22 protein-coding genes are annotated in these 23168 nt (G+C 72.3%); 13 read left to right on the top strand and 9 right to left on the bottom strand.

All coding sequences use genetic code 11. From position 1 onward, the window contains the following. Positions 1–105 precede the first annotated feature (105 nt). Positions 106–1632 carry an FG-GAP-like repeat-containing protein gene (locus ACFYPN_RS28000; protein WP_358760558.1) on the bottom strand — a complete coding sequence of 509 codons (1527 nt, stop codon included), beginning with the start codon at positions 1630–1632 and terminating at the stop codon, positions 106–108. A 253-nt stretch (positions 1633–1885) separates the two neighbouring features. Beyond that, positions 1886–2389: a hypothetical protein gene (locus ACFYPN_RS27995; protein ID WP_389301996.1), complete on the bottom strand. Its 504-nt coding sequence runs from the start codon at positions 2387–2389 to the stop codon at positions 1886–1888. Positions 2390–3105: 716 nt separating this feature from the next. On the opposite strand from ACFYPN_RS27995, the gene ACFYPN_RS27990 reads away from it, so the two are divergent. The 3 genes from ACFYPN_RS27990 (at position 3106) to ACFYPN_RS27980 (ending at position 8334) form a co-directional block, all read left to right on the top strand. Next, positions 3106–5415, top strand: a complete 2310-nt coding sequence (locus tag ACFYPN_RS27990; protein ID WP_389301993.1) for a beta-L-arabinofuranosidase domain-containing protein — start codon at positions 3106–3108, stop codon at positions 5413–5415. A gap of 82 nt (positions 5416–5497) precedes the next feature. Continuing rightward, entirely contained in the window at positions 5498–7849 is a 2352-nt protein-coding gene (locus ACFYPN_RS27985; protein WP_389301990.1) for an AbfB domain-containing protein, read from the top strand. Between the two features lie 122 nt (positions 7850–7971). Beyond that, positions 7972–8334: an STAS domain-containing protein gene (locus ACFYPN_RS27980; RefSeq protein WP_358760561.1), complete on the top strand. Its 363-nt coding sequence runs from the start codon at positions 7972–7974 to the stop codon at positions 8332–8334. A 39-nt stretch (positions 8335–8373) separates the two neighbouring features. Here the strand turns inward: ACFYPN_RS27980 and ACFYPN_RS27975 are convergent, their stop codons facing one another. The 4 genes from ACFYPN_RS27975 to ACFYPN_RS27960 are packed head-to-tail and all read right to left on the bottom strand — an operon-like array spanning position 8374 to position 12157. Next, the gene (locus ACFYPN_RS27975) at positions 8374–8883 is read right to left on the bottom strand and encodes a MarR family transcriptional regulator (protein ID WP_358760562.1); all 510 of its coding nucleotides are present in this window, start codon (positions 8881–8883) and stop codon (positions 8374–8376) included. Between the two features lie 54 nt (positions 8884–8937). After that, positions 8938–9429, bottom strand: a complete 492-nt coding sequence (locus tag ACFYPN_RS27970; RefSeq protein ID WP_389301986.1) for an STAS domain-containing protein — start codon at positions 9427–9429, stop codon at positions 8938–8940. Continuing rightward, positions 9426–10538 carry a B12-binding domain-containing protein gene (locus ACFYPN_RS27965; protein ID WP_389301983.1) on the bottom strand — a complete coding sequence of 371 codons (1113 nt, stop codon included), beginning with the start codon at positions 10536–10538 and terminating at the stop codon, positions 9426–9428. The genes ACFYPN_RS27970 and ACFYPN_RS27965 overlap by 4 nt, the downstream gene beginning before the upstream one ends. Beyond that, the gene (locus tag ACFYPN_RS27960) at positions 10535–12157 is read right to left on the bottom strand and encodes a PP2C family protein-serine/threonine phosphatase (protein ID WP_389301980.1); all 1623 of its coding nucleotides are present in this window, start codon (positions 12155–12157) and stop codon (positions 10535–10537) included. Before ACFYPN_RS27960 ends, ACFYPN_RS27965 begins: the two co-directional genes overlap by 4 nt. Positions 12158–12420: 263 nt before the next feature. On the opposite strand from ACFYPN_RS27960, the gene ACFYPN_RS27955 reads away from it, so the two are divergent. From ACFYPN_RS27955 to ACFYPN_RS27945, 3 genes are all read left to right on the top strand, one after another. After that, entirely contained in the window at positions 12421–12771 is a 351-nt protein-coding gene (locus ACFYPN_RS27955; RefSeq protein ID WP_389301978.1) for a PRC-barrel domain containing protein, read from the top strand. A 108-nt stretch (positions 12772–12879) separates the two neighbouring features. Then, a complete protein-coding gene (locus ACFYPN_RS27950; protein ID WP_389301976.1) occupies positions 12880–13242 on the top strand; it encodes an STAS domain-containing protein in 363 nt (120 codons plus the stop codon). A gap of 64 nt (positions 13243–13306) precedes the next feature. Continuing rightward, complete coding sequence (locus ACFYPN_RS27945; protein WP_358760567.1) at positions 13307–13738, top strand: ATP-binding protein; 432 nt, start codon at positions 13307–13309, stop codon at positions 13736–13738. A gap of 57 nt (positions 13739–13795) precedes the next feature. Here the strand turns inward: ACFYPN_RS27945 and ACFYPN_RS27940 are convergent, their stop codons facing one another. Next, positions 13796–14437: a helix-turn-helix domain-containing protein gene (locus ACFYPN_RS27940; protein ID WP_358760568.1), complete on the bottom strand. Its 642-nt coding sequence runs from the start codon at positions 14435–14437 to the stop codon at positions 13796–13798. 127 nt (positions 14438–14564) lie between these two features. Here ACFYPN_RS27940 and ACFYPN_RS27935 point away from each other — a divergent pair, with 127 nt between their 5' ends. Next, positions 14565–15131: an NADPH-dependent FMN reductase gene (locus ACFYPN_RS27935; protein ID WP_358760569.1), complete on the top strand. Its 567-nt coding sequence runs from the start codon at positions 14565–14567 to the stop codon at positions 15129–15131. 243 nt (positions 15132–15374) lie between these two features. Continuing rightward, entirely contained in the window at positions 15375–16019 is a 645-nt protein-coding gene (locus ACFYPN_RS27930; RefSeq protein ID WP_358760570.1) for a dihydrofolate reductase family protein, read from the top strand. A 179-nt stretch (positions 16020–16198) separates the two neighbouring features. Here ACFYPN_RS27930 and ACFYPN_RS27925 read toward each other — a convergent pair whose 3' ends face one another. Beyond that, positions 16199–16645, bottom strand: a complete 447-nt coding sequence (locus tag ACFYPN_RS27925; protein WP_389301972.1) for a nitroreductase family deazaflavin-dependent oxidoreductase — start codon at positions 16643–16645, stop codon at positions 16199–16201. A gap of 135 nt (positions 16646–16780) precedes the next feature. Further along, positions 16781–17830, bottom strand: coding sequence for a B12-binding domain-containing protein (locus ACFYPN_RS27920; protein WP_389301969.1), 1050 nt, complete (start codon positions 17828–17830; stop codon positions 16781–16783). 188 nt (positions 17831–18018) lie between these two features. Between ACFYPN_RS27920 and ACFYPN_RS27915 the strand changes: the two genes are divergently transcribed. From ACFYPN_RS27915 to ACFYPN_RS27895, 5 genes are all read left to right on the top strand, one after another. Then, on the top strand, positions 18019–18654 hold the full coding sequence (locus tag ACFYPN_RS27915) for a sigma-70 family RNA polymerase sigma factor (protein WP_389301967.1): 636 nt from the start codon (positions 18019–18021) through the stop codon (positions 18652–18654). Between the two features lie 151 nt (positions 18655–18805). Further along, positions 18806–19033, top strand: coding sequence for a hypothetical protein (locus tag ACFYPN_RS27910; RefSeq protein ID WP_358760574.1), 228 nt, complete (start codon positions 18806–18808; stop codon positions 19031–19033). A gap of 258 nt (positions 19034–19291) precedes the next feature. After that, positions 19292–20539: a lycopene cyclase family protein gene (locus tag ACFYPN_RS27905; protein ID WP_389301964.1), complete on the top strand. Its 1248-nt coding sequence runs from the start codon at positions 19292–19294 to the stop codon at positions 20537–20539. Positions 20540–20546: 7 nt separating this feature from the next. Beyond that, a complete protein-coding gene (locus tag ACFYPN_RS27900) occupies positions 20547–21305 on the top strand; it encodes a methyltransferase (protein WP_389301961.1) in 759 nt (252 codons plus the stop codon). After that, on the top strand, positions 21302–22864 hold the full coding sequence (locus tag ACFYPN_RS27895; protein WP_389301959.1) for an FAD-dependent oxidoreductase: 1563 nt from the start codon (positions 21302–21304) through the stop codon (positions 22862–22864). The genes ACFYPN_RS27900 and ACFYPN_RS27895 overlap by 4 nt, the downstream gene beginning before the upstream one ends. Positions 22865–23168 lie beyond the last annotated feature (304 nt).

The following is a 23168-nucleotide window of genomic DNA, read 5'->3' as shown; positions in this document are numbered from 1 at the left end:
GATCGGGGGCGCCGGACGGACCGCGTCCGGCCGCCCGGCTCCGGAAGGAGCCCGGCCCCTGGCCGGCCCGGTCACTCCCGTCCCGGTGCGACGGGCCGGCCCCGCTCAGCTGATCGCCTCGATGGTGTTCCAGGCACCGGTGCCGACCTGCGTGCTCGCGCCGTCGACCGGGCCGTGGATGGAGGTCGCGCCCTTGTAGAACACGAGGTTGCCCTCGTCCGTGGTGGCCCACATGTCGGCGACGCCGTCGAGGTTGGCGTCGGAGGCGCCCGCGATCAGCGGCCGGTAGGCGACGGTGTACGCGTGCCCGTACTCGGTCCGGTCGCTGAACGATCCGTTGGCCTGGCCGAGATAGTGGTACAGGATGCCGTCGCGGGTGTCCCGGGCCAGCAGGTCGACCCGGCCGTCCTTGTCGGCGTCGCCGGGCGCCGTCAGCGTCAGCACGCCCCAGCCCCCGTTGCCGATGAGAACGGGCGCGGCGACCGAGGGAACGGTGCCACTGACGCCCGCGTACAGATACAGCTTGTCGTTGTACGAGATGACGAGGTCGGGCTGTCCGTCCCGGGTGTCGTCACCGACTCCCACGACCTGGGCGGTGGTGGGCAGGCCGCCTGCGATCTTGACCGGAGCGGCGAGCGTGCCGTCGCCGAGGTTCGCGTAGACGCGAAGATCGCCGCCGACGCGGGCGACGACGTCCTCCATACCGTCCCCGGTCCAGTCCCCGCGGTGCGTCACGGAGGCACCCGACCAGCCGGTGGTACCGATGGAGACGGGTGCTCCGAGGGCGCCGGTTCCCGTGCCGGGGTACAGACGCAGCTTGCCGAGGTTGTCGATCGCGACGAGGTCGGGCTTCTTGTCGCCGGTCATGTCGCCCGGGGCGGCGGACGATGTGCTCGTGATCCAGGTACGTACGTCGTCCACGCGGGTCGCGACGGCGCCGGTGCGGGTCTCCGTGGACGGCATGCCGAGGCATCCGCCCTGCCACGACCTGCTGGTGACGGCGACCAGTTCCTGGACTCCCCCGGCGCTGCGCAGGACGGGACCGCCCGCGTCACCCTTGCACACGGACGCACCGCCCACGGCCGTCAGAGCCACGTTCGCCGAACTGTCGCCGGACGCGGCGAACGAGGCCGTGTGGAGGGTGTCGGGAACCCAGGCCGTCGCCGTGCGGCCGAACCCGGCCGCCTGGACGCTCTCGCCCGCCGTCACGGGGGTGGAGGCCAGGGCGACGGGCTTCACGCCCGCCACGCCGGTGGTCAGCTTCACCATGACCAGGTCCCGGTCGGGGTGGGGAACGAGTTGGCTCACCGTCCGGGTGGTCCCGACCGTGGTCCCGGTCAGGTCCGTGCGGCCGACCGTGACGGTGGTGGGGGTCCGGGGCTTTCCGGCCGGGACACCGCCGGTCGAGTCCGCGAAACAGCTCGCGGCCGAGAGGACCCACTGGGGAGCGACGAGCACACCGGTGCAGGCGCGCTCGGCGTCGCCGATGACGATCTTGGTCGTATAGCTGTACGAGGCAGTGGCCTCGGCCCCCTGCAGGGCCTGTGCGGGCGAGCCGACGAGGCCGCCGGCCAGCGCGGCGGCGAGGGCGGCACCGACCGGCCGGAGGCGGCGTGTGGACGGATGTGACATGGGGTTCTCTCCAGGGTGGGAGCCACGGAATGCGGGCTGCTCGAAGTGACGGAGGAGTGGCGGCGGGGCGACGGATGAGAGACGCGCCGACGCCGCGATGAAGCGACGAATTCCTTCCGGTCCACAGAACCCGCCCCGTGCGGCAGCGAGGCGCTTTACCGATGGACCCGTCGGATGCGCGAACGGGGAAGGCCCCGGTCAGGTCCACTCGACGGACCGGTTTCCTCCAGTGTGTTTCTTTACGGGTGACGCGTCAGCCGGTCTCCCGGATTTCGACGAGCACCGGGCGCGCACCGCCGACGCTTCCTTCACCGGCGGGCTCGAATCCGTCCTTGTCGACGGCAGGGGTCTGGGTTGTCCCGTTCGCGGTGAGATCCGCGCCGAAGAAAAGGCCTGCGGCTTCCAGGGCAAAGACGCGGGAAAGTTCGAGCGCGAGAAATCCAGTTTTGCCCATTACCCGGAAACAATGGGCGTCATCCCGGTGAACACTGGAGTCCCCGACGGTCGGGACGGTGATCCGACCGGCCGACGCACCGCACGCGGGCGGCACGGCACGACCGGCGCCCCGTCCCAGCTCGACGCCTTGTACCGCCTCGATGTCCGCCGCGCCCGACGGGGCGTGGTCCGCGGCGGCACAGGGGGGCACCTCGGCCAGGAGCTCCGCAGATCCCGCAGCTGACGCGAGGGAGATTCCGACGATCGTGGCGAGCGCGCCGAGCGCTCCTGAGGAAACAGGCACGCGGGAACGGGAGAACATGGATCGTCCTTCCAGCGGACAAGGCCCCGCGATAAAGGCCGAGGGCGCACGTGAATACACATGATGGCAACGGCATTCAACGTGTCCGATGACGGTAAGTCAATATGACGAAGGAACTCAGGCGCTCACGGATATGCCGACTTGTCGCCCGCGGAACAGCGACCGGGACACGCGACCGAGCGACACAGTGGATACGCAGTCGTGGTGCAGCCGTGGCGCGCGACTGTGAAAGCAACTGGGGGCACGGAAGTCGAATGCCCCATTCCGCTCCCGCCGGGCGGAGACCGGAGCCACCGAAAGTAACTCATCAGGGAAAAGCCCGATCAATCGGCGCACCGCATTCCCCTGCCCTTGACGCCGGATCCGGCGGGATGTTCCGGCGCGGAATCGGCAGTCCCACGGATCGGAAGTTGTCGGATGTGCGGCCGGCGTCCGGCGTGTCCGCACCCCCCGGCCGCCGCCGCGCACCCCACCCCTGCGGGCCGGCTCCCGCACCCACGCCCCCGCCCTCACCCCCGCCTCCGCACCAACCGCTGCGCGATCTCTGGACACCGGCTTGACGGCGTGCTGTCATACCGCCGACATCAATTTTCCAACGTTGCATAGAAGTTGTCGCACCACCGCACCGGAACGCGACAGCCTCCTTCGCCATGCGCCGGAACCGTAGTGCCAGGGCGCGGAAAGAGGCGGTCGCAGAGCAGAAGTGGAGCTTCCCCATGCCCCTGAACCGTCGGCATTTCGTGACCAGTGCCCTGGTCACTGCGGTCTCGACCGCCGCCATGGGCCGCTGGGCCACCACCGCGACCGCTGCGGGTCACGTGGCACCGGTGGCACGCGGCGGCCACTACGCCCCGAATGCCGCCCCGCTGCACCCGACCGCGTTCCTGAAGCTGCCGCCCGGCCGGGTCACGGCACGCGGCTGGCTCGCCGGCCAGCTCGAGCTCCAGTTGAACGGCCTCTGCGGGCGGTACGAGGAGTTCTCGCACTTCCTCGACTTCGACACCTCCGGCTGGGTGCACACCGAACGGGGCGGCTGGGAGGAAGTCCCGTACTGGCTGCGGGGGTACACCGATCTGGCGATCGTCACCGGCGACGCGAAGGCGCTCGCCGCAACCCGGCGCTGGATCGACGCGATCCTCACGACGCAGGCGTCGGACGGGTTCTTCGGCCCCACCGCCCTGCGCACCTCACTCAACGGGGGCCCGGACTTCTGGCCCTTCCTCCCCCTGATCCAGGCGTTGCGCTCCTGGCAGGAGTACAGCGGCGACACCCGGGTGATCCCGTTCCTCAGCCGGTTCTTCCGCTACATGAACGCCCAGGGTCCGGGTGCCTTCAACACGAGCTGGATCGCGTTGCGCTGGGGCGACGGTCTGGACAGCGTCTTCTGGCTGTTCAACCGGACCGGCGACACCTTCCTGCTCGACCTCGCCGACAAGATCCACCAGAACGGGGCCGACTGGGGCGACAACCTGGTCAACCCGCACAACGTCAACATCGCGCAGGGCTTCCGCGAGCCCGCGCAGTACGCGCTGCGCAGCGGTTCGGCGCAGGACACCAAGGACACGTACGGGACGTACGCCAAGGCGATGAACCCGTACGGGCAGTTCGCCGGCGGCGGTATCGCCGGCGACGAGAACGCCCGCCCCGGACACGGTGACCCACGCCAGGGGTTCGAGACCTGCGGCATCGTCGAGTTCATGGCGAGCCACCAGTTGCTCACCCGGATCACGGGCGACCCGCTGTGGGCGGACCGGTGCGAGGACCTGGCGTTCAACTCGCTGCCCGCCGCGCTCGATCCGTCCGGCAGGGCGATCCACTACATCACCAGCGCCAACAGCGTCGATCTGGACAACGAGCCCAAACGGGACCGGCAGTTCCAGAACCCCTTCGCGATGCAGGCGTACCTCCCGGGCGTGGACCAGTACCGCTGCTGCCCGCACAACTACGGCATGGGCTGGCCGTACTTCCTCGAGGAGCTCTGGCTCGCCACCCCCGACGGCGGGCTGGCGGCGGCGATGTACGCGGCCAGCGAGGTGACGGCGGCGGTCGCGGACGGCACCCAGGTGACGATCACCGAGGAGACGGACTACCCCTTCACCGACACGGTCACCCTCACGCTCAAGACCCCGAAGACGGTGAAGTTCCCGCTGGTGCTGCGGGTCCCGGCCTGGTGCGCCGAGCCGGAGATCCGGGTCAACGGGCAGCGCGTCGCGGCCCCGGCGGGGCCCGCCTTCACCCGCCTCGACCGCACCTGGAAGAACGGCGACAGGGTCACCCTGCGCCTCCCGCAGCACACCACCGTGCGCACGTGGGCGGAGAACCACGCTTCGGTGAGCATCGACCGCGGCCCCCTGACGTACTCGCTCCGGATCGGCGAGGAGTACGAGCGCATCGGCGGGACCGACCTGTTCCCGGAGTACGCGGTGCACGCGACCACTCCGTGGAACTACGGCCTCGTGCTGGACGGCGCGCTCCCCCGGGCCACCGCGGCTCCGCAGCCGCGCTCGGCCCGGCCGGCGGCCGGCGACAACCCCTTCACCCTGGAGGGCACCCCGCTCACGCTGACCGCCCGCGCCCGCCGCATCCCCGAGTGGAGCGCGGACGACGAGCACGTGGTGGCGCCGCTCCAGCAGAGCCCGGCGCGCAGCACCGAGCCGGTCGAGGAGGTCACCCTCGTCCCGATGGGGGCGGCCCGGCTGCGGATCACGTCCTTCCCGACGGCCGCACCGGACGGGGCGCCCTGGCTGGCGGACCGCTGGTACCGGATCGCCAACCGGCACTCGGGCAAGGTGCTCGGCGTCGACCTCATGTCCACCGCGAACAGCGCCCATGTGGTGCAGTTCGGCGACACCGGCACCGACGACCACCTGTGGCGGCTGGTCGCCAACGGCGACGGCTGGTACCGCATCCGCAACCGGCACTCCGGCAAGGTGCTCGGCGTCGACCTGATGTCCCTCGCCGACAGCGCCCACGTCGTCCAGTTCGACGACAACGGCACCGACGACCACCTCTGGCAGCTGCTCTGACGAGCAGCACCGCCGGATCTCCCCCGCACCACCCCGCACGCCGGTCCGACGCGCGGGGTCCCCACGTGAAGGAGGTCTCAGGATGAAGTCCGCACCTGCACCGCGCCGCAGAACCTGGTGGCGACGGCTCACGGCAGGCACCGGCCTGCTGGCGCTGATGGCCGGCGCGCTCGTCGGGGCCGGTACGGCTCCGGCCGCCGCGGCGACCACCGCCTGGTCGCCGAAGACGGCGCCCATGACGACGCCGTGGACCAACCAGGTCTCCGTCGACCAGCCGTTGCCCGAGTACCCCCGCCCGCAGCTCACCCGTCCGGACTGGGCGAACCTCAACGGGATCTGGGACTTCGCGGTGACCGGCAAGGACGCCGGTCAGCCCGCGTCCTTCACCGAGCAGATCCGGGTGCCCTTCGTGGCGGAGTCCGCGCTCTCCGGCATCCAGCGCAAGATCACCCAGAACGACAAGCTCTGGTACAAGCGGACGTTCACCGTTCCGTCGAACTGGAGCGGCCGGCGGGTGCAGCTCAACTTCGGCGCGTCCGACTGGCAGACCACGGTCTGGGTCAACGGCACCCAGGTGGGCGCGCACAAGGGCGGGTACGACGCGTTCTCGTACGACATCACCCCGCAGCTGAACGGCGGCACGAACACCGTGGTGGTGTCGGTCTACGACCCGACGCAGACCGGCGGCCAGGCCGTCGGCAAGCAGCGGATCAACGACGTGGCGCCGCACTCGGGCGGCGGGATCTTCTACACCGCCGCCTCCGGCATCTGGCAGACCGTCTGGCTGGAGCCGGTGGCCGCCGCGCACGTCACCCGGCTGGACATGACCCCGAACCTGGGTGACAGCACCCTGCGGGTCAAGGTGCAGGCGGCGGGCGCCACCGGCCGCAGCGCCCGGGTGACCGTCTCCACCGGCGGTACGACGGTGGGCACGGCGACGGGCACCGTGGGTGCGGAGATCTCGGTACCGGTGCCCAACGCGCACCTGTGGACCCCCGAGGACCCGTTCCTGTACGACGTGAGGGCGGAGCTGCTCGACGGTACGGCGGTCACCGACACGGTGGGTGGCTACACCGGAATGCGGTCGATCGGGCTCGCCAAGGTGGACAACATCCTGCGCCCGGTCCTCAACGGAAAGTTCGTCTTCCAGACCGGCACGCTGGACCAGGGCTACTGGCCGGACGGCATCTACACCGCGCCGACCGACGCGGCCCTCAAGTCCGACCTGCAGGCGCACAAGGACCTCGGGTTCAACATGGTCCGCAAACACATCAAGGTCGAGCCGCAGCGCTGGTTCTACTGGGCGGACAAGCTGGGGCTCCTCGTCTGGCAGGACATGCCCGCGATGGACACCGGCAAGTCGCCGGACAGCGCGGCGCGGACCCAGTGGGAGGCGGAGTACCACGCGATCATCGACCAGCACCGCAGTTCGCCGTCGCTGGTGCTCTGGGTGAACGAGAACGAGGGCTGGGGACAGTACGACCAGGCCAGGATCGCCAACGAGGTCAAGGCGTACGATCCGTCCCGGCTGGTCGACAACATGAGCGGGGTCAACTGCTGCGGCGCCGTGGACGGCGGCAACGGCGACGTCGTCGACAACCACAACTACGTCGGCCCCGGCAACACCGCGCCCTCCTCGACGCGGGCCGCCGTGCTCGGCGAGTTCGGCGGGCTGGGCTACAAGGTGGCGGGCCACGAGTGGTACCCGGGCGGTGGCTTCAGCTACGAGGACCAGGCGAGCCTCTCGGCCCTCAACAACCGCTTCGTGGGGCTGATCGACAGTATCCGGGTCGGTCAGCTGCCTGCCGGGCTGTCGGCCTCGGTGTACACGGAGATCACCGACGTGGAGAACGAGGCCAACGGCCTCCTCACCTACGACCGTCAGGTGGTGAAGGTGGACGCCGCGCGTGTGAAGGCCGCCAACCAGGCGCTCATCGCGGCCTCGAAGGCGGGGACGACGGCGGTGACGCTGCCCACCGGGCAGTACAAGTCGCTGCGGGTCACCACCCCCGGTTACACCACGAAGTACCTGCGCCACTCCGAGGGGCTCGCGTACACGGCGGTCGTCGACGCCGGCAGCACCGCGCTGCTGAAGAGCGACGCCACGTGGAAGATCGTCGCCGGGCTGGCGAACGGCAACTGCTACTCCTTCGAGTCGCGCAACTACCCCGGCGAGTACCTGCGGCACCAGAACTTCCGGGTTCGCCGGGACGCGAGCGACGGCTCGGCGCTCTTCAAGGCGGACGCCACCTGGTGCGCGAGCGCGGGGACCGGCGGGGTGCGTCTGTCGAGCGTCAACCTGCCCGGCAGCTTCATGCGCCACATCAACTCCGAGGTGTGGCTGGCCACTCCGGGTGGTGGTAACACGTGGGACAACCCGGCCTCCTTCACCGAGGACACCACGTGGTCGGTGGACACGCCCTGGGCGCCGTGAGCTGACAGCAGCGGCCCCCGGTCGTCGGTCGGCCGGTCCGTCGGAGTGCTTCCGGCGGGCCGGCCACCGGCGTATCGGGGGGCGTCGTCCGGGCGGCCCTCCCCTGCTGCGAAAATGGGGCCATGACCTGGGACGACGAAAGTGCCACCGTGCGGGTGACGAGACAGCCGGACGTGTTCGTGATCGGCGTCACCGGCGCGGTCGACCAGGCGGAGCGGGACCTGCTCTCCGCCGCATGGCAGGAGGCGGAGGAGGCCGGCCTGCCCGCCACGGTGGTCGATCTCTCCGGTGTCACCTTCGGGGACAGCGGACTGCTCAACGAACTGCTGCTGGCGGAACACGAACACCGGCTCCGGGGCCGGGCGTTCATCCTGGCGGGGCCGCTGCGCCCGCAGGTGCGGCGGCTGTTCGCCGTGACCGGGACGTTGGACCACTTCGTCCTCGTGGGCACCGCCGGGGGCACTCCCGAACACCAGAACGGCTGACGGTCCGTCACCAGCCGTTCCTGCGCGCCGGTTCGCCGTTCAGACCACAGGGCTGGGAACGACAGGGGCGACGAGGACCGGCGGGGCCACCAGGACACCGCCGAGAGCGGTCCGCAGGCCTGTGAGTCCCTGCGCCAGCTCCGCGCGCTGGCCGGCGGGCATGCTGTCGATCGCCCCGGTGAGGACCTCTCCACGCTTCCTGCGCACCTCGGCGAGGTGCGCGTGTCCTTCGGCGGTCAGGCGCAGCGTCACCTCGCGCCCGCTGTCCGGGCTGCGCTGCCGCTCCACGAACCCCACGGACTGGAGCCGGTCGCACAGCCGGCTGAGCGAGGGCGCCGACACGTTCAGTGCGGCTCCGAGCGCCCGCATCCTGATGCCGTCCTCGCGGTCGACGGCGTACATCAGTCGCAGCTGCGCCAGGGACGCCGGCGCCGCCCACCCCCGGTCGCGGGTCCGCTCCCAGAGCACGTCGAGCAGCTCCACGACGTCACCCGCCGCGGTAGCCACTTCCTCGGACACCAGGGGCGTGATCTCGATGTCGAGCGGCATGGCGCTTCCCCTCTGTTCCCGGTGTCCGGGGGCGGGCTGGACGCACGGCGTGCGTCAGGCGGTGCCGTCCGGGCCGGTGGAACGGGCCGAGCGGTTCTGTACGCCATCGATGGCCGAGGGATCCTCGTGCGCGGGCTCCGAGCCGGTCCGCGCGGGGTGTCCCGGGGTCCGCTCCGCATCCATGGGGGTCGTGGTGAGGTAATCCAGCGTACCGGTGACCTCCAGCATCCGTTGGAGCGCGGCTCCGCGCCCCTCCAGTCTCAGGCCGACGCCCGCCGCGTCCGTCCGTCTGCGGATCATGATCAGCGCGGCGAGACCCGAGGAGTCGACGGTACCCAGCGGGGCACAGTCGAGACGGAGTTCGCTTACGCCCGGGTGCCCGGGCGTACCGCGCGCGCCCGGGTGCCCGGCCAGCTGCTCCGCGACGGTGCCGAGCAGCGCGTCGGCGTTGGTGTGGTCGAGATCTCCGCGCATCTCCACCCGGACCACGCCTGGGGCGTCGTACCGCGTGCTGAGCCGGAATTCGTCGGAGGGTGAGGTCGTCATGCGTGCTTCCCGAAGGGGTCGTGCGGACGGGGAGGAGTGCGGGACAGGCCGGCCGCGAGGCGGAGGTGGCGGGTGGCACGGGGGAAGTCCCTGAGCTCTTCGCCCAGTACCTCCAGTGCCGGCAGGAGGGAGAGCGCGGGGACGCCGCGGGCGGTCAGGATGCCCCCGGTCCAGTCGAGGAAGCCGGTGAAGAGCTCCGCGTCGTCCGTGTAGAGAGCGGCGGCGAGGAAGTCGACGATGTGCGCCACGTCCTCGGCCGTCCGGTCGCGCTGGGCCTCGGAGTAGTCGCGTGCCGGGGGGAATCGCTCGTCGAGCCCCGCGAGGACCGCCTTCACCAGCTGCGTCCTGCTCCGCACCACCAGGGTGTACTCCTGGTCGCCGAGGTGGGGCAGATCGTCGATGGGCTGGTGGACGCGTGGGGTGCGGGAGCCGGCACCGGCCGCCAGGAGAGCGGCGGCGGCGCGGGCGTCCGGGGCCCAGGCGTCCGCGCCGAGCAGGCGCGCGTACCGCCCGTCCGCGCCGAACGCCGCACCGCCGACGAGGACCGGGGTACCGGTCGCCTGGCAGGCGGTGATCGCGGCGTGGGCGGCGGGCAGCCGGGTGGCGAGGGAGGCGGACAGGGCCACGGCCCCGGCGCCGGTCCGGTGCAGGTGGGCGATCAGGTGTGCGGTGGGGACCTGGGCGCCGAGGTAGTCGACCCGTCGGCCGCGCAGGGTCAGCACCTCGGCGAGGATGCGGGCCGGCAGGGCGTGCCACTCGCCGTCGACGCAGGCGACGGTGACCCTGCCGGACGGCCCGGAGGGCCCGGCCGTACGGACGGCGAGGGCCGCGGGGCTGCCGGAGACGGCGCCTACGACCCGCTCGTTGATCGCGGTGGCCGCGTGCTCCTGGGCGACGGTGATGCGGTTGGCGGCCCACTCCACGCCGACGCGGCCCTGCACGGGCGCGATGACGTCCAGCAGCACGCTCTCGGCGTCCGCTCCGTCGTGGAGGGCGTCCAGTACGAGTCCGGTGGCCGTGTGCTCGTCCCCTTCCAGGACGGCGTCCCACAGTCCGTCCCGGAGTCGTGACAGTGGGTGGTCCGGCGCCCGCAGGATCTGGCCGCTCATGCGGTGAACCTGCCCCGGGTGTGACCGTCCACCGCGCTGAGGTGGTGGGTGCGCGGGGCCGCGATGACCACGACGGCCATGTCGTCGTGGCGTCCGGCGCCCACCCACTGCGACGCGAGCATCTGGATGTGCTCGACGATGGCTTTGGCGGGCATCCCGCCGCAGCGGGACAGCGCTTCCCTCAGCCGGTTCTCGCCGAAGAGAGTGTCCCCGAGGGGTCCGCCCCGCGCCTCGGTGATTCCGTCGGTGAAGAGCACGCAGCTCTCCCCCGGTGCGAGAACCGCTTCCACCGTCTCGGCCCTGGCCTCCGGGAGCGCGCCCACCAGGGTGCCCCGGGTGGCGGCCTCCTGGACCTCGCCGTCCGCGCGGACGATCAGCGGAGAGGCGTGCCCGGCGCTGGTCAGCCGCAGCCGGACCGAGGCGGACTCCCGGACCGCCGAGGCGAGCACGAGGGTGGCGAACCGGGCGTGATGGGAGTTGAGGAGCGCGCCGTTGAGGAGGTCGATCATCCGCTGGTGGTCGTCGGCCATCGGCAGCAGCGCGTGCAGGGTGTTGCGGATCTTCCCGGTCAGTACGGCGGCGTTCAGGCCCTTGCCGCACACGTCTCCGAGCACCGCGAGGGAGGGGCCGCCCTCGACCGCCGCGGGGTGCACGTCGTAGAAGTCGCCGCCCACCCTTTCGGTGTCGTGCGAGGCGCGGTATCCGCCGGCGAACTCCACTCCGGAGACCTGGTGGAGGGCCGGGGGCAGGAGTTCGCGCATCAGCGTCTCGGTGATCGATGCCTGTTCCGCGTACAGGCGCGCGGCGGACATCGCCGCGCCCGCCCGGGTGGCGAACAGCCGGGCGAAGGTCTCCTCGTTCCGGCTGAACGCGTGGTTCTCGCCCCGGCGGAGCAGGATGAGCGCACCTGCCGGGATGCCGTGGCCGGGCAGCGGGGTGACCACGATGGAGCCCACGTCGCCCATGTCCTGCGGCACCACCCAGGACGGGGCGAGCGCCGGGTCCATCCACCGCGACGGCACCGGCGGGAACCCCTGGAGCGCCTCGGCGAGGCCGGGTACCGCTTCGGGGTCGACGCGTTCCCAGGTGAGCGTCGGGGTGCCGTCCCCGGCGCACCGGGCGATCAACGTGCCACCGGAGGACGGCGCGACCACCAGAGCGGCGTCCGCAAGGTGCGCGGCGGCCAGCTGTGCGGTCACTTCGACGCACTTGTCGAGGTTGAGCGAGGACAGCAACCGGTTGGACGCCTCGGTCAGGAAGGCGGTGCGCTCGCGTTCCCCGCGCAGCGCCTCGGTGGCGCGCCGCCGGTCGGTGTCGTCCACCAGCCACCACACCACACCGCCGTCCTCCTGACCGGCCGGGTGCGCCTCGAAGCTCCGGTCGCCGACGGGGCCGGCAGCCGGGGCAGGGTCCTCCCCCGCCCGCCGGACGAGGTGCGCGTCCGCCAGCCAGGAGGGGACGGCGTCCGTCAGCGGTGTCCCGGGACGGGCCTCGGGGAAGAGGGCGGCCGCGGCGTCGTTGGCCAGCTCGACGGCACCCCTCGCTCCCACCACCAGGGCGGGACAGGGAGCGGTGGTCCAGGCCGGTTCGGCCGAAACGCTCGCTCGGGCGGCAGGCACCCGGTGTGCGGAAGTCACCAAACGAAGAAGGCCCGCTGCGCGAACCCCTCACCTCATCAACTCGACGACAGAATCATTGCCCCCCGGCAACACTCCTCCACCGGAGGGGCTCCTGGCAACCCGTCACGGCCTCCGGCGCCCCGGCGCGGTGATGTGACGGGTGCCTCCTCGCGCGCGGGGCTCTTTCCTGTGTGAGTTTCGGCACGCGGGGAAGGCGGTCATGGAGACCCACGCGTCACCGCGTGCAGAGGAAAGGCGAGAACATGAGAGATGTCTGGTGCGGCCCCCTGGCTCTGGCCGCGCTGGCCGGGGCGGATCCGACCGAGTTCTCGGTGGAGGCTTCCGACGACACCCTCGGAACGGTGGACCGGCGTTCCCTCGTCCCGGAATTCGACCATCTCGTCGTCGACACCGGTCTGTGGAAATTCGGTCGCAGTACCGCCATTCCCATGGGTATGGTCGCGGGGGTGGATGCCGAACGCCGGGTGATCACCCTGCTCTGCACGAAGGAGCAGGTGAAGGGGGCTCCCCGGTTCGACCGCGACCAGGACACCAACGATCCGGCCTATTTGACGCGCCTCGGCGCTTATTACGCCGGGATCCTGACGCCGTGAGGCCGGGCACACCCGTCCGGTGCCCGCGTGGAGACGACCGCCGCGGGTCCGGCACGGCATTCTGTGTCCGCCATTCATACGCCTCCGGGGTGAAACGCCATCAGTGAAATGACCGAACGGAAGAGACCGGCCAGGGGAACGGCGTTCCTGGTCCGTGCGGAAGGATTCACCCTTGTCCGAGTACGGGGCGAGGCCGACGAGAATTCCGGAGCGCCCGAGTTGGCGGAGGCCCTCGGGAATGCGCTGCACGAGGGGAAAGAACGTACTGTGGTGGACCTGTCGGAGACGGAATTCGCGGACTCCGCAGTGCTGCACACCCTGCTCGACGCGCGTGAACGCCATGAGGACGCCGGCGTGGAACTGGTACTCGCGGGCCCTTTCAGCACCCCCGTACGCCGCTTGTTCGACGTCACCGGTACGGCGGCCGCCTTCGCCATGACCGCGAGCGTGGAAGAGGCGGCCGCATGCTGAAGCCGGCACGACACGCACGGCCCGTCGCTCCGACGGTGTCGTGTCACAGGGGGCGGAGGAGTACGTGAGCAGGGAACATCCGGTGGGCCGCGAAGACTGCGGACCCGTCGGCACGGGGGTACTCCTGCCCGGCGACGCCGCCGCCGCGCGCGCCATCGTGCGCGAGTTGCTGGACGAGCAGTTCTGCACGCTGGGGGGCATGGACCGGGACGACGTGGTCATCTCCGACGCGATGCTGGTCACTTCGGAGCTCGTCACGAACGCCATCCGCCATGGGGGCGGACTCACCGGCTTCAGCGCGCGGCTCAGCGGTGAGGGGCTGGTGCTGGAAGTCGCGGACGCGAGCCCGGACGAGCCGCGGACCGTGGCGCCGACGGCCGACACCGTGCGGGTCGGCGGCTACGGGTGGCCGCTGGTGCGGCGGCTCTCGACGTGGGTCACCATCACCAGGCAGGCGCGCGGCAAGAAGATCAGCGCGCTCATCACCCTGTTCTGAAGCCGGGGCACGGGCCGTGCGCCCTCACGGGCGGGGCGCACCGGCCACCTCCGGCGGTCAGCAGCGGTGCGTGAGCCGGGCCACGAGATCCTTCCAGCCGTCCTCGACGCGCTCGGCCGGAAAACATCGGCCGTTGCGGTGGAAGTTGAGGAACGAGGGGTCCAGGTAGGCGAGCAGCACCTGGGTCAGCAGTTCCACGTCGCCGGTCGCACCGGCCCGCCGGAGCAGGTCGGCGATGTGGGTGGCCCGCACCGTGCGGGCGGGCGCACTATAGCGGCGGGTCGGGCAGTTGTCCGCCTCCACGTACAGATCGACGTACTTCATCATGTGGCGGATCGTGTGGACGCCGAAGGCGTGCAGCCGCTCCAGTGGGGGCGCGCCGGGGCCCAGTGGGGGCGGTCCGCAGATGACCGCGTTCTGGAATTCCTTCTCCGCGTGGTCGATGAGCGCGTTCATGAGGCCGACCCGGTCGCCGAAGCGGCGGAAGACGGTTCCCTTGCCCACCTGGGCCGCTGCGGCGACGGCTTCCATGGTGACGTGGTCGGCCCCCACCTCGCGGACCAGCCGTGATGCGGCTTCCAGCAGGCGGATGCGGTTGCGGGCGGCGTCGGCGCGTTCCTGGGGCTCATGACCGGCCAGGGGCAGCAGCGTGACAGGGCGGGCGGAGGGTGCCTCTTCGGATCCGGTCTGCGCGGTCATCGCACAAGCGTAACTCCACCCGGACTAAGTGGACCCCGGTCCGCTTCGCGTGCTATACCCATGACCGGACCACGGTCCGCTTTACTCCCTCCGCCCAGCCCGGCGCCTTTTTTCACAGGAGACCCCCATGTCCACTCGCATCGTCGCCCTCGTCGGAAGCCTCCGCTCCGGTTCCCACAACCGTCAGCTGGCCGAGGCCGCTGTGAAGCTCGCCCCCGAGGGCGTGGAGATCGTGATCCAGGACGAGATCGCCGACCTGCCCTTCTACAACGAGGACCTCGACGTCGAGGGCAGCGTTCCGGCCGTCGCCGCGAAGCTCCGTGAGGTCGCCAACAGCGCGGACGCCTTCCTCCTCTTCTCCCCCGAGTACAACGGCACCATCCCGGCCGTCCTCAAGAACGCGATCGACTGGTACTCCCGCCCGTTCGGCGCCGGCTCCTTCACCGGCAAGCCGGTCGCCGTCGTCGGCACCGCCTACGGCCAGTTCGGTGGCGTGTGGGCCCAGGACGACGCCCGCAAGGCCGTCGGCATCGCCGGTGGTTCCGTGCTGGAAGAGGTCAAGCTCTCCGTACCCGGCTCCGTCGTGCGCTTCGCCGAGACGCACCCGGCCGACGACGAAGAGGTCGCGCAGCAGCTGACCGCCGTCCTCGCCGAGCTGGCGAAGGCGGCCACCGCCGAGCCGCAGACCGTCTGAGCCCACCCGGGCGTGTTGCGAAGCAGCGCGCCAGTACGGCCGTGAGGCGCCGTCCCGCTCCGGCGGGGCGGCGCCTCACGGCGTCCGGGACTCCGGCGACGCGGACGCGGCGGCACCCGGACGGGGGTTCGTCCCCCCTGCCCGCCTCCGGTGATTGCACTCCGCCTTCACCCGGTCCAGACTCCCCCACGGCTGGTGATCGCATCTCGCCATCACATCGCTTCGAGCACAGGAGTCCGTGCAATGTCCCGCGTGAGGGTCCACAACTTCTCCGTCTCCATCGACGGATTCGCCACCGGCGAGGGGCAGAGTCTCGACGCCCCGTTCGGCCACGCCGACGCGCGGCTCCACGAGTGGTTCTTCCCGACCAACACCTTCCAGCAGATGCAGGGCAAACCGGACGGGAGTCGTGGGGTCGATGACGCCGTCGCGGGCACCTGGGATGCCGGCATCGGAGCGGAGATCATGGGCCGCAACAAGTTCGGTCCCCAGCGCGGGCCGTGGGAGAACGACGACTGGACCGGCTGGTGGGGGCCCAACCCCCCTTTCCACACCCCGGTGTTCGTCCTGACCCACCACCCCCGCCCCTCGGTGGAGATGCAGGGCGGCACCACGTTCCACTTCATCGACGCCACCCCGCAGGAAGCACTCCGTCAGGCGCGTGACGCCGCGGGCGACCTGGACGTGAGGATCGGCGGCGGGCCGACCACGGTCCGCGAGTTCCTCGCCGAGGACCTCGTCGATCATCTCCACATCGCCGTCGTCCCGATCGTCCTGGGCCGCGGCGAGCGCCTGTGGGAGGGGCTCGAAGGCGTCGAGAAGCGCTTCCGGGTCGAGTCGGTGACCACCCCCGGCGGCGTCACCCACATGACCTTCACCCGGCCGTGACGAAGCCCTCGCAGTAGACAGTAGCCAGCCGGCGGACAGGGCGCGGCACGGCGCGGTGCCGGGCGACACCTGCACCGTGCACCTGCGGACTCCCGCCAAGCCCGGCACCGGGACCGCGCCCACCCGCCGTCCGTTCCTCGGGCGGGTGGTACGCGCCTTCTGCTCGGCAGCCGCGTGGGTCAGTGGGGGGCCGGTGCGGGCTCCAGGACGAAGACGGGGATCACCCGGTCCGTCTTCTTCTGGTAGTCCGCGTAGTCCGGAAACGCCTCGACCGCGCGCTCCCACCACACCGCCTTCTCGTCCCCGGTCACCTCGCGGGCGATCATGTCCTGCCGGACCGGGCCGTCCTGGAGCTCGACGCGGGGGTCGGCGACGACGTTGTAGTACCAGACCGGGTGCTTCGGAGCCCCGCCCAGGGAGGCGACCACCGCGTAGGTGCCGTCGTGCTCGACGCGCATCAGCGCGGACTTGCGGATCTTCCCGCTGCGGGCGCCCAGGGTGGTGAGCACGACGACGGGCATGTCGCGCAACGTGGTGCCCTGCGTCCCACCGGAACTCTCGTACAACTCGACCTGGTCACGCACCCACTGGGTGGGGCTGGGCTCGTACTCGCCCTTGAGCGGCATGGTGTGTCCCGTCGTCGTTCGGCCGGCCGTGCCGAACCTTCGCCGTGCACGGCCGTCTCCATCATGCAGCGCCGATGCCCGGGCCACCGCCCGGGGGTCGGTGTCCGGCGCGGCGCGGCGCCGACCGGTCGTGGTTCAGCGTGAGGCGAGCGCGGACAGCAGGGCGAGCGCCTCGGCCAGGCCGGTGGGACGCAGCACGCCCTCCGGCTGGTTCCCCACCCAGCCGGGTCCGGCGAGCACGACGGCCGGAGCCGTACGGGCGCCGCGCACCCCCCATTCGATGGAGGCGATCCGCTGGGCGAGGGGCCGACTGGCCGTCGAACGTCCCTGCGACCAGAGGACGATGCCGGCCGGACCGGTGCGCCGGGCGGCCTCCTCCAGAGCGTCTATCGGCAGAGCCGCCCCGAACATGCGCACCGGCAGGCCGCGTTGCGTCAGACCGGCGGTGAGCGCCTCCAGCGGCAGCGTGTGGTTCTCGTCCGGCGCGCAGGCGAGCAGGGAGACGGCGGCACCGCGGGCGGGCGGCGGGCCGACGGCGACGCGCCGGAGCGCGGTGGAGACGTGCCAGGACAGAAGGTGCTCCACCTCCACGTACCGCTCGCCGGAACTCTCCCACCGCCGCCCCACGGCGTTCAGGGTCGGCATGATGACCTCGTCCCAGGCGGCCACGAGCCCGTGCCGGTCGAGCGCGCGGGCGAGCAGGTCCTCCACCGCGCGGGCGTCCAGACGGACCGCCGCCCGCGCGAGTCCCCGGGCTTCGGTGCGCCCGCGGCCGACCGGGAGGGCGCCCGGAGCGGTGGACGGGCGGGCCGGGGCGGGCCGCGTCCCGGCAGCGAGGAGTGGGGCCGCACCACCCGCACCCGGCGCGGCGGCGAGCGCGGCACGGGCGGCCTCGGCCGGTGGGAGCCCGGCGCTGGTGAAGTCGCACATGCGCATGAGGAGTTCGATGTCGCCGGAGGTCCAGCGGCGGTGCCTGCCGCCTTCCCGCTCGGCCGGCCCGATGCCGTAACGGCGCTCCCAGGAGCGGAGGGTGGTGGGGGCCACGCCCAGCAGCCGTGCGACGGCCCCGGTGGTCAGGCCCCCGTCGTACCCCGCCGGGCGGGGGGTGTTGGGGGTGTGGGTGGCCGGTACGTCCGTACTCCCGGGGCTCGACGTCCCCGCCGGCCCTCGACTCGATGCGTCCATCCCCCCACGATACGACGCAGAAACGATGCATGTTGCCGCGCCGGAGAGGAGCGGGGTTGTCTGGCGCCGATGGAACACCTCGGCTCCGGCGAGCCGTTGGCGTTCCTGGCCGGGCGGCGGCGGAGCCCTCACGGACCCCCTGCCGCCCGGACTCCGGGTTTCCCGGGTTTTCGAGGAGGAGGACACCCATGACCGCAGTCGACGTACCGGTGGGGGATCGCGCACCGGAGGTCCTGGTCCGCCCGCCCGCGCAGGAGCGTAGCGAGGACGAGGACCGCGCCGCAGCAGAACTGGCGGACGGACTCCTCACGGGCGACCCGGAGTCCTTCGCCCGGATCTTCCACCGGTGGGGAACGTTGGTGCACACGCTCGCGGCGCGCTCCCTCGGCGATGCCAGGGAGGCGGAGGACGTCACCCAGCAGGTGTTCCTGGCCGCGTGGCGAGGGCGTGCCGGCTACCGCCCCGAGCGGGGGCCGCTGCCCGGATGGCTGGTCGGCATCACCCGGCGCAAGATCGCCGACGCCCTGGCCGCCCGCACCCGGCGCGGCGAGCTGGCTGCGGCGTCCGCCGCGCGGGAGCAGGTGCGCGGCACCGAGGTGGCCGGGCCGGAGGCCGTGCTCGACCGGGTGCTGGTCGTCCACGAGCTGGGCAAACTCCCGGCGGTGCAGCGTCACATCCTCTGCATGGCCTTCTTCGACGACCTCACCCAGGTGCAGATCGCGGAACGGACCGGTCTGCCCCTCGGGACCGTCAAGAGCCACGCCCGCCGGGCAATGGTGCGGATGCGCCGCTCGCTCACCGCCGCCGCTTCGCAGCTGCCCTGACGCGACGTCACCGCCCCGGGTCGCGGGTGCACCACCCCCGGGTGCGTCCGGCGCCGGGCATCGGCATCGGCATCGGCATCGGTGAGCATCCCGTCGCCGGGTGCGTCCGGCCGGTGGCTCCGGAGGGAAGCAGGTCCTGAGGGAGGTGCACATGGCGCACCATGTCCACGAGGACGACCTGACGGAGCTGGCTCTCGGCCACCGGTCCGCGCGTGACGGCCCCGCGGTGGAGCACCTTCGCCGGTGCGCGGAGTGCCGCGCCGAGTTCGAGGCGCTCGGTGCCGTGGTGGCCGCCGCCCGTGCGGTGACGGCGGCCGACCTGCCCCTCCCGCCGCCGCAAGGGGTGTGGGAGGCCATCACCGCCCAGATCGGCGGCTGACGGGGCGTGCGCGGCCAGGTGGCGTCTTCGGAGTTCCCGGCCGGGAGGATCTTCCGTGCGTCCGACGCGCGACACTCGTGCGCCGGATGCGTCCGGCCGGCCCCCCGCTGCGGAAGTATCGACGGCAGCACCGGTACGACCACGGGTGACGGCCCGCACCGCCGTGACCGGCGCCCCGTGCCCCCTCCCGTGCGCCACACCCTCGCGGATGGGAACCGCCCACCCGTCCACCCGTTTCGCAGGAGAGAGCGTTCCCCCTTGACGTACGCCGACGTGGTCATCGTGGGTGCCGGAGCAGCCGGCCTGTCGCTGGCGTACCGGCTGTGCGCACCGGACGCGCGGGTTCCGCTCTCCGTCGTCCTGGTCGACGCCCCGCCCGGTCCGCTCCGCCCGCCACCGCGCACCTGGTGTTTCTGGGAGCCGCCCGGCGGCGAGTTCGACGCGGTGCTGTCCGCTTCGTGGCAGCGGCTCCGGGTGCGGGCCGCCGACGGTTCGGCCACGGTGGCGGTGCCGTCGCCGCTCCGGTACAAGATGCTCCGGTCCGACGCGTTCACGGCGCTGGTGGGGAGCCGGCTCGACGCGGCAGCGGGTTTCGCCCGCACCGAACTGACCGTGCGGGCGGTGCGCGACGCGGCCGGGGGCGGCGGTGAGGTGGTCGGCGAGGACGCCCGGGGCCGCCGTACCGTCGTACGGGGGCGGTACGTCTTCGACTCGCGGCCGCCCGGCCGGCTGCCGGCCGCACGGACCACGCTCCTCCAGCACTTCACCGGCTGGTTCGTACACACCGAGCGGCCCGTGTTCGACCCGGACACCGCCACGCTCATGGACTTCCGGACCCCGCAGCCGCGCCACGGTCTCTCCTTCGCCTACGTGCTCCCGCTGGACGCGCGCACGGCACTGGTGGAGTACACGGAGTTCTCCCGCACCCCGCTGGAACCCGCCGCCTATGCCGAGGCGTTGGACCACCATCTCGGCGAGGTGCTCGGCGCGTCGCCCTACCGGGTGTCCGCCACCGAGCACGGCGTCATCCCGATGACCGACGGGCGTTTCCCGCCGCGCGCCGGACGGTCGGTCTTCCGCGTCGGTACGGCGGGCGGCGCGACCCGGCCCTCCACCGGCTACACCTTCAGCGGAGTCCAGCGTCAGAGCCGGTCACTGGCGACGGCGCTGCGCGCGGGGAAGCCACCGCGGACGCCGCCCCCCTACCGTGCCCGGTCACTCGCCATGGACGCGGTCATGCTCCGGGCCCTGGACGCCGGGCGGGTGGACGGCGCGGCCTTCTTCACCGGGCTCTTCCGCTCGGTGCCCCCCGCGCGGCTCCTCCGCTTCCTGGACGGATCGGCCCCGCTGCGCGAGGAGTTGCTCGTCGGACTCCGCACCCCGGTCGCCCCGATGCTCCGGACCCTCGCCGAACTGCCCTTCCGTTCCCGCCGGTTCATGCCGACGGACCCCGCCCCTGCCGTCCCCCACCCGCCCGGCCCGCCCGGCCTCTCCGACGAGGAATGACCACCCCATGACCCTGCTGCACGACGCCGAGTTGTCCTCCGCGTTCGACCACGCCTCCCTCGCCTACGACCGTCTCGTGGCGGCCAACCCCGGCTACCACGCCCATCTGCGGCGCTCCGCCCGCCGCCTCGGACTGCCCCACGGCGGGGCGGGCCTCCGGTTGCTCGACCTGGGGTGCGGCACGGGGGCCTCCACCGCCGCGCTGCTGGCCGCCGCCCCGTACGCGGAGATCGTGGCCGTCGACGCGTCCGCGGGCATGCTCGCGCAGGCCGCCGCGAAGGAGTGGCCCGCCCACGTCCGGTTCGTGCACTCCCCGGTGGAGGCGCTGGCGAGCGGCCCGAGGACGGCCCGGGGAGGCGGATCGGTCGACGGCCGTTTCGACGCGGTGTTCGCCGCCTACCTCTTCCGCAACGTCGTCGACCCGGACGCCACACTGGCTGTCACACGCGAACTGCTGCTGCCCGGCGGGCGCTTGGCGGTGCACGAGTACGCCCTGTCACAGGGCAGGGCGCACCGGGTGCTGTGGAACTCGGTCTGCCGCTCGGTGGTGCTGCCGCTGGGCCGGGCCGCCGGGGACGGGGAGCTCTACCGTCATCTCTGGCGCAGCGTGCTCGCCTTCGACACCGCTCCCGCCTTCGCCGACCGGATCGGCCGTGCCGGTTTCGAGGGGGTGCGGGTACTGCCGCTGCCCGGCTGGCAGACCGGTATCACCCACACCTTCGTCGCCCGGGCACCGCGCCGTCCGGCGGACGGGGGCGCGGCGTGAGGCGGCGGGGAAGCGGCGTCCCGGACGGCCGGCGGCACGGCCGCGACCGGCGGGCCGAGGTGCTCCGGGCCCCGGAGGGCCGGGCGCGGTTCGACGGCGGGGCCCCTGCGGTGGCGGTGGTCGGCGGCGGCATCGCCGGGCTCGCGGCGGCCACCCTGCTGGCCGAGCGCGGTGTGCGGGTCACGCTCCACGAACGGGAGTCGGCACTCGGCGGGCGCCTCGCGGGGTGGTCGACGGAGCTGGCGGACGGCTCCTCGGTCACCATGAGCCGGGGCTTCCACGCCTTCTTCCGCCAGTACTACAACCTGCGCGGGCTGCTCCGCCGGGTCGATCCCGGGCTGGAGTCGCTCACCGCCGTGCCGGACTATCCGCTGCGGCACAGCGACGGGATGTACGACAGCTTCGCGCGGGTACCGCGTACCCCTCCGCTCAGCGCGATGGGATTCGTGGCCCTCAGCCCGTCGTTCGGGGCGCGTGATCTGCTGCGGATGAACCCGCGCGCGGCGCTGCCGCTGCTCGATGTGCGCGTCCCCGAGGTGTACGAGCGGCTGGACACGGTCAGTGCCCGCGACTTCCTGGCGCGGGTGCGCTTCCCGGAGGCCGCGCACCACTTGGCCTTCGAGGTGTTCTCGCGGAGCTTCTTCGCCGACCCCGGCGACCTCTCCGCCGCGGAACTCGTCCTCATGTTCCACATCTACTTCCTCGGCTCCAGCGAGGGGCTGCTCTTCGACGTACCGGCGGAGCCGTACCCGCAGGCGCTCTGGGATCCGCTCCACGGGTACCTGGAGAAGCACGGGGTGCGGGTACGGACCGGCTCGACGGTGGAGAGCGTGACACCCGCCCCGGACGGCGGCCTCCACGTCACGGCGGACGGCCGCACCCGCCACCGGGACGCGGTGGTGCTGGCGCTCGACTCCGGCGGACTGCGGCACCTGGTGGCGGCCTCCCCCGGGCTCGGCGACAAGCGGTGGCGCGGCAGGGTGGCGCGGCTGCGCACCGCACCGCCGTTCCTGGTGTCGCGGCTCTGGCTGGAGCGGCCCGTGGCGGCGGACCGCCCGGGCTTCCTCGGCACCAGCGGGTACGGCCCGCTGGACAACGTGAGTGTCCTGGAGCGCTGGGAGGGCGAGGCCCTGCGCTGGTCCCGCCGCACCGGCGGCTCGGTGGTGGAGCTGCACGCGTACGCGGTGGCGCCGGACGCCGACCGGGAGGAAGTACAGGCCGAAGCGGTACGCCAGTTGCACCGGGTCTACCCGGAGACCGCGGGGGTCCGGGTGGTGGACTCCCGGCACGAGTGGCGGGCGGACTGCCCGCACTTCCCGGTGGGCGGCTACCGCGACCGTCCGGCCGTACGCACGCCCGAGCCGGCCGTGATGGTCGCGGGCGACCTGGTCCGTACCGAACTGCCGGTCGCCCTGATGGAACGGGCCGCCACCAGCGGATTCATGGCCGCGAATGCCCTGTTGGCCGACTGGGGGGTGCGGGGCCAGACCCTGTGGACGGTGCCGCGCACCGGCCGGTCCGCCCTGCTGCGGCGGCTGGCCCGGCTGGGCACGTCGTAGGAGCGCGAGCCGGTCCGAGCCGCTCCGGAACCTGCCCTGCGCCGGGGGTGGCCGGTGGCAGGGGCCGCCTCCGGCGGGGCGCGTGAGGGGCGCACGAGAGACATGCGAGGGCGCCCCCGCCGAGCGGCCTGTCGGCGGCACGGTTCCTGAATATCCTCAAGTGGTACGCCAGTTCGGTGGACTTCTCGGGGGAGTCGCCCGGCCGGTTACGGGGGGGTGCCTCTATGTCGTTCGTCAAGCCTGCTTTGTCGGTTTCGGGGGTTTTGGTCCTGTTCATGCGGCGAGGGTGACGGTCGGAATTCGT

The sequence above is a fragment of the Streptomyces sp. NPDC005576 genome, assembly GCF_042871745.1.
GTDB lineage: Bacteria > Actinomycetota > Actinomycetes > Streptomycetales > Streptomycetaceae > Streptomyces.
This window is presented reverse-complemented; position numbering and strand designations above follow the sequence as displayed.